Here is a 14,054-nt window from a genome sequence, read left to right as displayed (position 1 = left end):
GGATCGGAATGTTGTCAACAAAAACGGTACAAGTCGTCTGTCCTTCATGCAATAAAGTAACAAAAATGTTAGGACGGGTCGATGTATGTATGTACTGCAATGAGCCACTTACTCTTGATCCAACACTTGAAGGAAAAGAGTTTGATGAAAAATATAACCGAAAAACAAGAAACAAAAAAAGCTGATAGCCGCGTCGCTACCAGCTTTTTTAATGATGCCCTTTTTGACAGTCTGGACACGTTCCGTAAATCTCCATCCGATGGTGACTAACTTTAAATCCTGTCACATGCGCCGCTAAATCTTCGACTTCATCTAAGCCCGGGTAATGAAAATCAACAATTTTTCCACATGTTTCACAAATCACATGATAATGATGTGTCGTAACAAAATCAAACCGACTTGAAGCATCTCCGTACGTTAGTTCCTTTACAAGCCCGACTTCTTTAAACACACGCAAATTGTTATACACAGTTGCGACACTCATATTTGGAAATTTTCCTTCCAAAGCTTTATAAATTTCATCCGCTGTTGGATGGGACATTGACTGAATCAAATATTCGAGTATCGCATGACGTTGCGGTGTAATACGGACGCCGGTTTCTTTCAACGTATGAAGCGCTTCTTTTAGTTGATGTGCGTGCGTCACCGTCATGCACCTCACTTTCATTTATAAAAATTATAATTATTACTTTATAATTTTTATAAATAGTGTACAAAAAAATGAAACGGTTTGTCAATTGTATTTTTAGGTAAGAAAAAAGGCGATCCTTTAAAGAATCGCCGCATACATATTTGAGGAGGTGTGTGCTCTACTATATCGTACGCAACGATCGTTTTATTTGTTTGAGCCAACCGCCTCTTTTAAAGCGTTTAATACTTCTTCGACATGCCCATTTACTTTTACTTTTCTCCACTCTTTCACGATTTGACCGTTTGGATCGATTAAAAACGTCGAACGTTCAATGCCCATATACTCTTTCCCGAAATTTCTCTTTAACTTCCATACGTCATACGCCTTTGCTACGTCTTGTTTTTCATCGGAAAGAAGTAAAAACGGTAGGCTATGCTTTTCGATAAACTTTTTATGACGCTCAAGGGAATCAGGACTAATACCGATGACAACCGCTCCGAGCTCAGTCAACGTTTCATAATGATCACGAAAATGGCAAGCTTCTGTCGTACATCCCGGCGTCATATCTTTTGGATAAAAATATAAAACGACATACTTCCCATGAAATTGCGATAACGTCACGTTTTCCCCATTGCTTGCTGGCAATGTAAAATCAGGCGCTTTCATATTTCTCCTCCTACCTTCTTTCTACATCCATCACTGTTCGAACAACAAAAGCGGCAGGCAGCGCATAGCCGAGCAACGCTTCGACCATCGCAATCCACCGACCGATTCCAATCGGCACAACATCCCCATAGCCGACCGAAAGCAAAGTGACTGCACTAAAATATAGACTTGTTTCGACACATTGCAAAAAGTTAGAAGCCTCTATATTCTTCCCATTTTCCATCATAACAACATGTCCATTTATATGCAAAATCGTATATACAAGCGCAAAGCCAATCATCGTCGTTGAATACATAAATAAAATGGCAATAAAGTTTTTTATCGAAATGATAGAACGTTTCGTCTGCCAAAAAGAAAAAAAACTCATACATATGATAAATGCAATAATCCCAATCCATATATACGCCACAACATCCCCTCCTGTCCTCATATATACGAGAGGATGTTTAATTTAATTCCCGGCACCACGATAACGTTTGACGCCTGCATTCCATAACAGCACCGACAATGTAAAACAAACAATTCCCATCACCGGCGTCAAAAACGAGTACGTATACCATTCCGCTTTACGCAAAAAATACGCTGACGGATATACACCAACAAACGCAAACGGCAAAACCCATGTTAAAATGTAGCGAATAACGCGATTGTAAATATCGACAGGGTATCTTCCATAGTTTCCTATATTATACATCATCGGCATAATCGAACTGCGCGCATCAGACCAAAAACTAATGCTTGCTAATGAAATAAAAATACCTGCGTAAACGAACGTCCCTCCTAAAACGAACAACACAAATACAATAGGATCGTACCAATGAAACGATAAATGTAATCTTGATGCGGCATACCCCATAACAACTAAACCAGTAATTCCTCCAAGAAGTGACTCTAACTCCATTCGTTCAAGCACAATTTGGAACAAACTATGCACAGGACGGGTTAATACGCGATCCATTTCCCCACGGACAATATATCTTTCATTAAAATCCCAAATATTAAAAAACGCAGCAAACAAAGCAAAAGGAACTAAAAAGAAGCCGTAGATGAAAATAATTTCATCGCGCGTCCATCCGTTTAATAATTGCGTATGTCCAAATACAACAAGGATAAAAATTAAATTCACCCCTTGAAACATTAAATCAGACAAAAACTCAACAACCAAATCGGTACGATATTGCAACTTTGTTTTTACATATTGACTCATATATTGAAAAAAAATCGATATATAAAACATATGTTCACCCCCCTTGAATGATAAGTTTTCGTTTGGCTGCTTTCCATAATACGTAAATCGGCACAATTAATACGACGCACCAAACCGCTTGAAACATCATTCCTTTCATCACAGCATCCCCTGTAAAGCTTTCCGTAAAAATCATGCTTGGAATGTAACTAATCGCTTGAAACGGCAAATAGTGCATCACATGTTGCGCCCACTCGGGATAAAAACTAATCGGCAAAATAAGCCCCGAAAATAAATCAATAACAAATCGTTTGGCGCGAAGCAACCCTTCTCCATTTAACGTAAAAAACGTGACCATCCCAGCTATTAAATTGAGCTGAGAGTTAATGATAAAACTGAGTATTGTCGACAAGACGAAATATGCCCATGTATGCGCGTTCGTTGTAAATTGAAGCGAAAATACGAAAGTAACAATGAGCATCCCCGGTAATGAAAAGAAAAACAATCGAAAAATTCCCTCGCCAAGCCCTTGCATCGTCTTCATAACTAAATAGTTGTACGGGCGAATAAGTTCAATCGCTACTTTTCCTTCCCGAATTTCCATCGCAATTTCACGATCAATGTTATTAAAATAAAACGCTCTTGCCATCCAAGCGATCGCGACATATGTCGTCATTTGTTCAACTGTCATTCCTTGAATAGATGGCTGTCCTCCATAAATGGCGGACCATAAAAAATAATACGCGCCAATATTAATACTATAAATAAAAATACCGCTATAATAATTCGTGCGATAAGCTAACATCATTAAAAAACGCATACGAATCATTTCAATGTATTTACCCATGATGAATCCCTTCTTCATAAATGTTGCGAATAATTTCTTCCGTCGATACTTCACGAATGTGAATATCTTTTAATTCATAGGAAGAAACGACTTTTCCAATGACATGTGCCATATCTGTGGCACGAACATGCGCAATCCAACTATATCGATCTTCCCCTTGTTCCCACGTCGCATCAACAAGTAGCATAAGCTCTTCTTTTGAGACGATATCGCGAAATTGAAAATGAATTTGCTTTCCTTCTCCCCAATTTTGCTTTAAACGTTGCAATGATCCATCGTAAATGATTTTTCCTTCGTCAAGCATAATGACGCGTTCACAAAGCGCTTCAATATCTGTCATATCGTGCGTCGTTAATAAAATCGTCGTGTTGTATTTTTCATTAATTTCTTTTAAAAATTGACGAATTTTTAACTTTACAAGCACATCTAAACCGATCGTCGGCTCATCTAAAAATAAAAGTGGTGGATTATGAATGAGCGCAGCTGCTAATTCACAGCGCATTCGCTGTCCGAGCGATAACTTGCGCACAGGCTTATCAAGCAACGGACCAATATCTAACGTTTCAATCACGTGATCCATATGCTCGCTATAATCTGGATCAGAGACACGATATACTTTTTTCAACAATCGAAACGACTCTTGCACGGCGATATCCCACCATAATTGTGATCGTTGCCCAAACACAACGCCGATCGTCTGCACGAAACGTTCCCGCTCTTTATGCGGATTCATTCCATTTACAACGACTCGTCCAGATGTCGGCGTTAAAATTCCTGTTAACATTTTTATTGTCGTCGATTTACCTGCCCCATTTTCTCCAATGTAGCCAACCATTTCCCCTTGTTTAACAGTAAACGAAATATCGTCCACAGCTCGAATTATTTTATAGTTTCTCGTAAACAAATCACGAAACGCACCAGCTAAACCGGAGCGGTTAGAGTATGACTTAAATTCTTTACGTAGTTTTTCTACTTCAATCGCATACATGTTCCTCACCTCTCATGAAATCACTATTTAATAGTGTAACGAAAATGTTTCAACTCAACAAATGGTGTGCTCAAATAAATGTGATAAAATAAACACCGTAAAACAATTTTTACATAAAAGGAGGAGGCTTCGCGTGAATTTTACGAAGTCTGAACAATTATATCAAGAAGCGCTTAAGCATATTGTCGGTGGCGTCAACAGTCCCTCGCGTTCATATAAAGCAGTTGGAGGCGGTGCACCCGTCGTGATGGAAAGAGCGCAAGGGGCATACTTTTGGGATGTAGACGGCAACAAATATATCGATTATCTAGCAGCGTACGGCCCTATTATTACCGGACATGCCCACCCCCACATTACAAAAGCAATTCAGCATGCAGCCGAGAACGGTGTGTTATACGGAACTCCGACACCGTATGAAATTACGTTTGCAAAAATGTTAAAAGAGGCCATCCCTTCCCTCGAAAAAGTACGTTTCGTCAACTCAGGAACAGAGGCGGTTATGACGACGATTCGTGTCGCGCGCGCTTACACTGGCCGCGATAAAATTGTAAAATTTGCAGGTTGCTATCACGGACATTCCGATCTCGTTCTTGTTGCAGCCGGTTCTGGCCCATCTACATTAGGAACACCTGACTCAGCGGGCGTGCCAAAAAGCATCGCTCAAGAAGTCATTACTGTTCCTTTTAATGACGTAGATGCTTTTAAACAAGCGATGGATCGTTGGGGAAGCGAAGTAGCTGGCGTTCTCGTTGAACCAATTGTCGGTAACTTCGGGATCGTCGAACCGAAACCAGGCTTTTTACAAGCGATAAACGACATCGCCCATGCAGCTGGCGCACTTGTCATTTATGATGAAGTGATCACTGCTTTCCGTTTTATGTATGGCGGTGCTCAAAACTTGCTTGGGATCGAGCCTGACTTAACGGCACTCGGAAAAATTATCGGCGGTGGTTTACCAATCGGTGCATACGGCGGTAGAAAAGACATTATGGAACAAGTAGCTCCGCTTGGACCCGCTTACCAAGCAGGAACGATGGCGGGAAATCCTGCGTCCATTTTAGCAGGTATTGCTTGTTTAGAAGTATTACAACAAGAAGGCGTGTATGAACATCTCGATCACCTCGGTGCGATGTTAGAGGCTGGCATTTTAACACACGCGAAAACATACGATATTCCTATTACGATTAACCGCCTAAAAGGAGCGCTCACTGTATACTTCACGACAGAAAAAGTAGAAAACTATGAACAAGCGGAACGGACAGATGGAGAGATGTTCGCAAAATTTTTCAAACTTATGCTTCATCAAGGCATTAATCTCGCCCCTTCGAAATATGAAGCATGGTTTATTACATTAGCCCATACAGAAGAAGATATTGAATATACAATCGAAGCGGTAGGACGCGCATTTAAATCCTTAAAAAATGAATAAATATACAATCATAACGAGGGAGGAAATCCATTCCTACCTCGTTTTTTATGTTCAAAAACAATGTAAACGCTTACATCATTCATGAACGTTTTGTTACATGAACTGAATATTATATCCAAAAATATGAATAAATAATTGATTTTCTTTTGCAAACATGCTAATATAGACTATAAAATTCAGAAAATTTTATTTCTTAAAAAAGTTTTGTGTAGGAGGTGGCGAAGGCGAGAAGCGAGCAATAAGCCGCTTACAAGCCGCATGCTATGAAACAACAGTGGAATCCAACTTCATTTCAACATTTTTATGAACACGAACACGATGCGTGTGGAATTGTCGCTGCGGTTGAAAAACGACGCATTCCGACAAAGGAAAACATTACAACATGTATTAACGCCCTCGTCACAATGAATCATCGCGCTGGATTCATCAATGGTGAAGGAGACGGCGTCGGTATTCATATTGACATTCCGAAAGCGCTTTGGAAAGAAAAGTTTGTTGCCGCCCATCTGGATCCTCAACTCGTCGACCGCGACGATTTTATTGTTGGCCATATATTTATTACGCGAACAACGAATGTCGAAGAAAAAAAAGCACGTATACGTCAATTGTTTGATCAATTTCATCTCACTCTCATTTTTGAATCTGATCGCGTGACCTCTTCTTCAGCGCTCGGTCCAATCGCTTTACGGGAAGAACCTGTATTTTGGCAAGTAGCCCTTTTACCAAACAAAAACGAAACGTTATCTAAAACATTATTTGAATTAACGGTTGAAATCGAGAAAGATGAACATATTCATGTCGCTTCTCTTAGCAACCATCACGCCATTTACAAAGTGATGGGGGCTGGAGATATTTTGCCAAAATATTATCACGACTTAGCCAGTCCGCTTGTCGCATCTACGATGACACTTGGCCATAATCGCTATTCAACAAATACACTATCAAACTTTTTCCGTGTACAACCGTTTAGCGTCTTAGGTCATAATGGTGAAATTAACACGATTGCCAAACTACGTGAAGAGGCAACAATGATCGGTGTTCCATTGACAAACGGCGGAAGCGATTCACAAGACTTGAGCCGAACGATGGAAACACTTATTTATCGTAATGGCTATACGTTATTTGAAGCAATGGACTTTTTATTCCCGCCAATTATAAACGAAATAAAAAACTATCCAGCACATTTACAAGATTTATATACTTACATTCGCGAAGCTTGGGGACATTTCGCCCAAGGACCTGCAGGCATCATTTCTCGCCATGCAGATGAAGCAGTATTTAGCGTCGATGCGCTCGGATTGCGTCCGCTTTGGAAAATTGAAACAGAACACCGTTACGTATTTGCATCTGAGCCAGGCATTATTCCTGTGTGCGAATACACAGGGGAACCAAAACCGCTCGCACCGGGAGAAAAAATCGGATTAAAATGGCAAGCGGATGGAGCAATTCGTGTGTATGAATACGCAGATTATCAACAAGAAGTATACAATCGTATTCGAAATCGTTTAAATATCGAGAATATGCGCCAACGTCTCCAAACGCCAACGTTAAAAACATACGTACTTATGGCTCAACCAACAAAAGTGCATAACGGGCAATACGCTGCATTTGGTTGGGACCGCGAACATATTCAATTGCTCGAACAAATGGCAGAAAAAGGCGCAGAACCTATTCGCTCGCTCGGCCACGATGCTCCGCTTGCAGCGATCGATCCTGAGCGAAAAAATATTGCTGATTTTATAAAAGAAAGTGTGGCTGTTGTAACCAACCCTGCCATTGACCGCGACCGCGAAACAGAACATTTTTCTACACGCGTTGTCGTTGGAAAACGACCAAGTATCGTCTCAAATGAGGAACATCCTTACACCGTTGAGCTTCTTTCACCTATTTTAATCGAAGGAAAACTCGGAAATGAATGTGCAGAAACGTTACAGCAACCATCATACGACCAACTCGTTCATACATTTGAAGAAAAACAATTGACGTACTTTATATCAGCCACGTTTTTTGAACATGAAACGATTCCAATGGCGCTTGCCCGTTTAAGCGAAGAAGCGTGCGCGGCTGCTGCGAACGGAAAAACGTTGCTTGTCATTGACGATGCAAAAGCGCATCAAAATGGTCATTTATGGATCGATCCACTTCTTGTTATATCGGCGATCGATCAAGCGTTAACAAAAGCACAATTGCGAAGAAACTGTTCGCTTCTTCTTCGTTCTGGAGCGATTCGTTCGTTGCATGATTTCATCGTTGCATACGGACTTGGCGCAAACGTCATTAGCCCATATTTAATGTTTGCGACAGTGGCTGATTCGTCCACTCGACCAGCGATTCATTTGTTCCAAGCGTTAAATAAAGGGCTTGAAAAAGTCATTTCAACGATTGGTATTCATGAATTACGCGGATACAGCCGTCTCTTTTCATCAATCGGCTTGCATGAAGAAGTCGCAGCTGTATTAAATATTGTTAACTTTTTTGGTTCTGATTCGCTTGCCCAAAATTTTGAAGCATTAAAACAAGACGCCATCGCACGCGCAAACGACTTTGAAACAGAACAGGCAAAGTTGCGAAAGACATTTCACGTCTTTCCACGCATTTGGAAAGCGATTGGTGAGGTGGCACAAACAGGCTCATACGATCAATATCGTGAAAAATTGACGGAAATCGAAACAGAAACGCCAACAGCTATTCGTCATTTAACAGATTTAAAACAGGCCGATGTGCCAGCTAAAAAAGAACACGTGGACATTTCTGTCGGTGAACATAGCTTACCTTTTGTGATCGCTTCGATGTCATTTGGTTCACAAAACGAAATTGCGTTTCGCGCTTATGCAGAGGCGGCGAACCGTCTGAACATGATTAGCTTAAACGGTGAGGGTGGCGAAATTAAAGATATGCTCGGCAAATATCCGCGCACGCGCGGACAACAAGTCGCTTCTGGACGATTTGGCGTCAATGCTGAACTGCTGAACTCATCGAATTTACTAGAAATTAAAATCGGGCAAGGAGCAAAGCCGGGTGAAGGTGGTCATTTGCCTGGTTCGAAAGTGACAGCTAAAATCGCTGAAGCACGGAACGCAACGATCGGCTCTGATTTAATTTCACCGTCAAACAACCATGACATTTACTCGATTGAAGACTTAGCGCAAATGATTGCTGAATTAAAAACAGCAAACGACCAAGCGAAAGTCGCTGTCAAAGTCCCAGTCGTCCCTAATATTGGAACGATTGCTGTCGGCATCGCAAAAGCTGGCGCGGACATTATTACACTAAGCGGCTTCGACGGTGGAACAGGAGCTGCGCGCATTCATGCCATTCAACACGTTGGCTTACCTGTAGAAATTGGCGTCAAAGCGGCGCACAACGCGCTTTTAGAAGCCGGATTGCGCCACCAAGTTGAAATTTGGGCAGATGGCGGCATAAAAAGCGCGATGGACGTGATCAAAGTGATGCTTCTCGGCGCCAACCGCGTTGGCTTCGGCACATTAGCGATGATTGCGATTGGATGTACAACATGTCGCGGTTGTCATTTAGATACATGCCATGTCGGAATCGCCACGCAAATTGAATCGGAAGCACAAGCGAAAGAACATGGTTTACGCCGTTTCGTTCCGAGACAATTCGAGCAAGCAGTACAAAACTTAGTTCGCTTCTTTACAGCATTTGGTGAAGAACTAAAAGCGCTCACCGCCTCGCTCGGCTATACGAACTTACAACAGCTTGTCGGTCGCTCTGACTTGCTTGAACAAACACGTGGACGCGATCGGATGAATTTAGCGACGTTATTAAAACCGTTAGAAATCGGTCAATGGTATCAAAAAGAAGTCGCGGCGACATCGGAAGAAGGAAAACTGGCCGTTGCAGCTGGGGCTGAATATTTAGATTATCACGTTGAAGACTTACATCGTTCACGCGAATTTTCAACTGTCACGGCTGAACAACGCGTACTCGGCAGCCGCGTCGCATGCCATCGTGTGCGTGGTCGATTGGACGGATCTTATAAAAAGCTGCCAAACATATCTCTTCGTTATAAAGATGGATCTGTACCTGGCAATGGACTCGGTGCATATAACGTCGCTGGCATTCATATTCACGTTGACGGTGGAACCCAAGACGGAACCGGAAAAACATCGCTTGGCGGCGGTATTTTCGTCTTTAAAGCGAAAGGAAAAGACGGAAAGTTTTACAACGGATCAGTCGGAAAAGGATTTGGCTACGGAGCACAAAAAGGATTGCTCATTGTGCAAGGAAATGCTGACGCACGTGCAGGCATTCGCTTATCAGGAGCGGATATGATTATCGGTGGTCAAGTGACAAAACCAATTCCTGAAGTTGAACACGGCAATATTGGTGTTCACGCGAACATTAAAGGATTTGCCTTTGAATATATGACAAACGGACGCGGGCTCGTTCTCGGCGATCCAGGTCCATGGATTTGTGCAGGGATGACAGGCGGTGTCGTTTATTTACGTCACCAACCAGAAATGGGCTTAACGAAAGCAGCCCTTGAACGCCGAATCGCCAAAGGCGCAAACGTCTCGATTCAGCCACTAAACGAAAAAGGAAAAGCGGACGTCAAAGAACTACTTCGCACATATATTGATCTACTTATCGAACATGAGCAACATGACGAAGCAGCAACACTTCAACCGTTGTTGCAACAACCAGAGCAACACTTTTTCCAAGTCATTCCAAAAAAAGAACAAGCCGATCCATCCGTGTCGACGGAATAAACGTAAAAAGAACTGCCTCAGAAAAAAATGGGGCAGTTCTTTTAATTTTTTTCCTTTTATCTTGATATACTGATGAAAAACATGTATATTTGTTTGTTGTTCTAACAAGATGATGAAAAAGAAAGGAATTTGAGCGACGATGAGACTTGGAGCCCGCGTCTTTAAAACCGGGATTGCGATTACATTTGCATTAGTTTTAGCGAAACTGTTGCAGTTACCTTCCCCTGTATTTGCTGGCATTTCTGCTGTATTTGCGATGCAGCCGACTATTTATCGTTCATATTTATCTTTAATTGAACAAGTGCAAGCAAACGTCATTGGTGCGGTGTTCGCGATCGTTTTTACCCTTGTTTTCGGGCACGACCCATTTATTATTGGACTAACCGCCATTTTAGTCATTACGTTATTTCTTCGTCTTCGTTTAGAATCTTCCATTTCTGTTGCGCTTGTGACCGTTATTGCAATTATGGAATATACCGAAGAACACTTTATTGAATTTGCGCTTATTCGCTTTTCAACCATTATGCTAGGCGTGTTCGCAGCATTTATCGTTAATTTAGTGTTTCTGCCGCCAAAATACGAAAAGAAGCTGTACACGAAAATTGTGGAATATACCGAACATATTTTAAAATGGATTCGCATGAACGTGCGACACGCGTCTGAACATCATTTATTAAAAGAAGACATCGAAAAATTTAAAGAAAACATGATGAAACTAGACCAACTTTATTTGCTTTACAAAGAAGAACGGACATATTTTCGCAAGCATAAATATAGCAAATCGCGTAAACTTGTGTTATATCGCCAAATGATTGTCGCAACAAATCGAGCGCTAGAAACATTAAAATTGTTGCATCGTTTAGAAAACGAGCTAGCACATACATCTGCTGAACTTCAAGACGCCATAAAAAACGAACTCGACTGTTTGTTAAATTATCACGATCAAATATTGCTAAAGTTCATTGGGAAGGTAAAGTCTGATCCACAATCACAATTTGTTACAGAAGCATGCTCTGGAAAAAAAGGATTAATCCACTCATTTTTAAACCATTATGCGGAGCAAAGCATTAAGCAAGAAAATTATCAACTATTTCCACTTATCGGAGCGATTATTGAGTATAGCCATCAACTTGAACATTTAGACACACTGATCGAAAGCTTCCATCATTACCATAAAGAAGAGCATGTCGTCCCTACCCCAGAACAAGAATAAAAGATGTCCCGACATACCAACGGGACATCTTTTAGCTTCTGCCTCTGTAGACACTGTGAAAACACTAGTCACAAGCATGAAGCAGCTGTTCTAAAATACATTATGTACCATTTTCACTTTCTACACATAATAAACTTTTTATACCAATGTTCAACTACTTCAGGAGCGAATGGCCCCTTTTTCTCTTTAATCCATTGAATTAATTTTTGAACATTATTTTTTAAAACTTTATCGATAATTTCAGGATAGTTCATTTGTTCGCGATGACGCTCATATTCATCGTGATCTAATATGTCGTATTGACCGTTCGGAAATACTTTAATATCTAAGTCATAATCGATGTATTTTAACGCTTCCCCATCCCAAACGTAAGGCGAGCTAATGTTGCAATAGTAATATACTCCTTCAGCGCGAATCATCGCAATAATGTTAAACCAATGTTTTGCATAAAAAAAACAAATGGCCGGCTCACGCGTCACCCACGTTCTCCCATCTGCCTCTGTCACAAGTGTACGATCGTTGCCGCCAATTACTTCTTCTTCGCTTCCTTTTAACACAACAGTTTCTTTCCATGCACGATGGATATGCCCGTCATGCTTATAACTATGAATTTGAATGATCGCCCCTGTTTGTGGATACTCCATACACATTCCCTACTTTCATTCGACGCTTTTTCTTCTATTATACCGTTAATAAGCAATGAAGAAAAAGAGCATCGGACGAAAACCGATGCCCTTTGCCTGTTATTGATTTTTCTTCGCTTCTGCTTTTGCGTTTTGTTGTTTCACATGTTGAACATCTGTTTCAGTTGAAAACTCTGTTCCGTACTGACCAGCATTTTGCTGTTTCACATGTTGAATGTTTGTTCCTGCAACTGTTTTGTTTGGCTTCATCATTCTCACCTCCACGCTCATTACTTTGTACCATCCGTTTAAAAAATATCCGTATGAATAATTTTTGTTTCAATTTCTACACTACATAAAGAGGTGAGAACGATGTATATTGGACGCGATTTAACAGCCTTGCAAATGATTCCTAAACAGCAGTGGAAAGATAGCGAGCTAGCGTTTTTTCATCATGCTCTTCAACAAGTCACTCCATATTTAAACGTTGAGGGACAAGCAATGCATCGTGAAATTGTGGAAGAAATTGAAGCAAGAGGCGGTTTACAGCGAAACGAAGCAACATATACGAATGGAACGCGCGTATTTTACGAGTAAAGGCGGTTGCCTTTACTCGTACGCTTTCCATATTTTTTGATATATAACCGGGAACGCATATTGCTTAAGCTCATCGATCGTCACCCATTTGTTCGTTTCATCTCCCATTTGTAATTCGAGCGCTTTCCCTTTATATGCTTCAATATGCCATACAACATGGGAAAATACGTGCTCAAATGAACCGATTCGCTCCATCGAACGAATGACGACATGATATCGTTCACTTATTTCTTTTACAAAGGATTCATCGTTTCGTGTTGGGGCATGTTCATCATTTGGGAATTGCCATAAATTCGCCAACAATCCACAAGGCGGGCGTTTTTGGATGAGTATATTTCCCTTTTCATTCATAAGCACAATGGCACGAAAAGAAACTCGTTTCGGTGCTTTCCCTTTTGTTTTTACAGGTAGCTCTGTTTCTACTCCTTCTGCAAATGCACGGCAATAGCGCTGAACAGGACATAGAAAACAACTCGGGTTTTTCGGTGTGCAAACAAGCGCTCCAAGTTCCATTAACGCTTGATTAAAATCAGACGGATTGTCGTGTGAAATAATATGTGAAACAATGTTTTCAAACTTTTTTCTTGTCCTTCCTTTCGCAATATCGTCTGTTATATAAAAAATGCGCGATAATACCCGCATGACATTTCCATCTACCGCGGGTTCTGGAATGCCATAAGCGATGCTTAACACCGCCCCTGTTGTATAAGGCCCAACCCCTTTTAATGAAGAAAACTGTTCTTTGGATGCAGGTACACACCCTCCGTACTTTTCTTTCACTTCTTTTACCGCTTCATGCAAATGGCGAATACGCGAGTAATAGCCGAGGCCTTCCCACGCCTTTAATACTTCTTCTTCTTCCGCCTCAGCTAACGCGTCTAAAGTCGGGAACTTTTCGATAAACTGATAAAAGTAAGGAATGACTGTATCGACTCGCGTTTGTTGAAGCATTACTTCAGATACCCATATTTTGTAAGGATCTTTATCTTTTCGCCACGGTAAATCACGCTGCTCTGCTTGAAACCAATGAATTAAATCATGTTGGAACTGCTTAATATGAAAATGATCCAATATTTGTTGTACATTTTCTTTCACGTTCATTCCTCCAAGGTGGTAAACTAAAAGTAAGTTCAATCAGAAA

14 protein-coding genes (1 of these 14 running past the window's edge) are annotated in these 14,054 nt (G+C 41.0%); 5 read left to right on the top strand and 9 right to left on the bottom strand.

Going from position 1 to position 14,054, the window contains the following annotated elements:
- On the top strand, positions 1–185 hold the 3' portion of the coding sequence (locus tag ACPF7I_RS02235; protein ID WP_430745084.1) for a YgzB family protein. 178 nt of this gene lie to the left of the window's left edge; only the last 185 of its 363 coding nucleotides appear in the window; the start codon falls outside the window, past its left edge; the stop codon is at positions 183–185.
- Between the two features lie 23 nt (positions 186–208).
- On the opposite strand, the gene perR is transcribed toward ACPF7I_RS02235, so the two are convergent.
- The 6 genes from perR to ACPF7I_RS02205 all read right to left on the bottom strand — a co-directional run bounded on the left by perR (position 209) and on the right by ACPF7I_RS02205 (position 4,318).
- Positions 209–652, bottom strand: coding sequence for a peroxide-responsive transcriptional repressor PerR (gene perR / locus ACPF7I_RS02230; protein WP_026011847.1), 444 nt, complete (start codon positions 650–652; stop codon positions 209–211).
- Positions 653–835: 183 nt separating this feature from the next.
- The gene (bcp, locus tag ACPF7I_RS02225) at positions 836–1,297 is read right to left on the bottom strand and encodes a thioredoxin-dependent thiol peroxidase (protein ID WP_430745086.1); all 462 of its coding nucleotides are present in this window, start codon (positions 1,295–1,297) and stop codon (positions 836–838) included.
- 10 nt (positions 1,298–1,307) lie between these two features.
- On the bottom strand, positions 1,308–1,706 hold the full coding sequence (locus tag ACPF7I_RS02220; RefSeq protein ID WP_430745088.1) for a potassium channel family protein: 399 nt from the start codon (positions 1,704–1,706) through the stop codon (positions 1,308–1,310).
- Positions 1,707–1,748: 42 nt separating this feature from the next.
- Positions 1,749–2,534, bottom strand: coding sequence for an ABC transporter permease (locus ACPF7I_RS02215; protein ID WP_430745090.1), 786 nt, complete (start codon positions 2,532–2,534; stop codon positions 1,749–1,751).
- Positions 2,535–2,538: 4 nt separating this feature from the next.
- The gene (locus ACPF7I_RS02210) at positions 2,539–3,330 is read right to left on the bottom strand and encodes an ABC transporter permease (RefSeq protein ID WP_430745092.1); all 792 of its coding nucleotides are present in this window, start codon (positions 3,328–3,330) and stop codon (positions 2,539–2,541) included.
- Positions 3,323–4,318 (bottom strand): ABC transporter ATP-binding protein, encoded by a 996-nt coding sequence (locus tag ACPF7I_RS02205; protein WP_430745093.1) that lies wholly within the window; start codon positions 4,316–4,318, stop codon positions 3,323–3,325. Before ACPF7I_RS02205 ends, ACPF7I_RS02210 begins: the two co-directional genes overlap by 8 nt.
- Positions 4,319–4,451: 133 nt before the next feature.
- Here ACPF7I_RS02205 and ACPF7I_RS02200 point away from each other — a divergent pair, with 133 nt between their 5' ends.
- The 3 genes from ACPF7I_RS02200 to ACPF7I_RS02190 all read left to right on the top strand — a co-directional run bounded on the left by ACPF7I_RS02200 (position 4,452) and on the right by ACPF7I_RS02190 (position 11,693).
- A complete protein-coding gene (locus ACPF7I_RS02200) occupies positions 4,452–5,747 on the top strand; it encodes a glutamate-1-semialdehyde 2,1-aminomutase (protein ID WP_430745095.1) in 1,296 nt (431 codons plus the stop codon).
- A 263-nt stretch (positions 5,748–6,010) separates the two neighbouring features.
- The gene (locus ACPF7I_RS02195; protein WP_430745097.1) at positions 6,011–10,480 is read left to right on the top strand and encodes a glutamate synthase-related protein; all 4,470 of its coding nucleotides are present in this window, start codon (positions 6,011–6,013) and stop codon (positions 10,478–10,480) included.
- A gap of 139 nt (positions 10,481–10,619) precedes the next feature.
- A complete protein-coding gene (locus ACPF7I_RS02190; protein WP_430745099.1) occupies positions 10,620–11,693 on the top strand; it encodes an FUSC family protein in 1,074 nt (357 codons plus the stop codon).
- A 113-nt stretch (positions 11,694–11,806) separates the two neighbouring features.
- Here ACPF7I_RS02190 and ntdP read toward each other — a convergent pair whose 3' ends face one another.
- Complete coding sequence (gene ntdP, locus ACPF7I_RS02185) at positions 11,807–12,337, bottom strand: nucleoside tri-diphosphate phosphatase (protein ID WP_021095761.1); 531 nt, start codon at positions 12,335–12,337, stop codon at positions 11,807–11,809.
- A gap of 99 nt (positions 12,338–12,436) precedes the next feature.
- The gene (locus ACPF7I_RS02180; RefSeq protein WP_021095760.1) at positions 12,437–12,589 is read right to left on the bottom strand and encodes a gamma-type small acid-soluble spore protein; all 153 of its coding nucleotides are present in this window, start codon (positions 12,587–12,589) and stop codon (positions 12,437–12,439) included.
- A gap of 99 nt (positions 12,590–12,688) precedes the next feature.
- On the opposite strand from ACPF7I_RS02180, the gene ACPF7I_RS02175 reads away from it, so the two are divergent.
- The gene (locus ACPF7I_RS02175; RefSeq protein WP_430745101.1) at positions 12,689–12,913 is read left to right on the top strand and encodes a cytosolic protein; all 225 of its coding nucleotides are present in this window, start codon (positions 12,689–12,691) and stop codon (positions 12,911–12,913) included.
- Between the two features lie 12 nt (positions 12,914–12,925).
- Here the strand turns inward: ACPF7I_RS02175 and mutY are convergent, their stop codons facing one another.
- Entirely contained in the window at positions 12,926–14,014 is a 1,089-nt protein-coding gene (gene mutY / locus ACPF7I_RS02170; protein WP_430745102.1) for an A/G-specific adenine glycosylase, read from the bottom strand.
- Positions 14,015–14,054 lie beyond the last annotated feature (40 nt).

The organism is Anoxybacillus dikiliensis (assembly GCF_050613275.1).
Lineage (GTDB): Bacteria > Bacillota > Bacilli > Bacillales > Anoxybacillaceae > Anoxybacillus.
The sequence above is the reverse complement of the archived record's forward strand: the minus strand, read 5'-3'. Positions and strand labels throughout refer to the sequence as shown.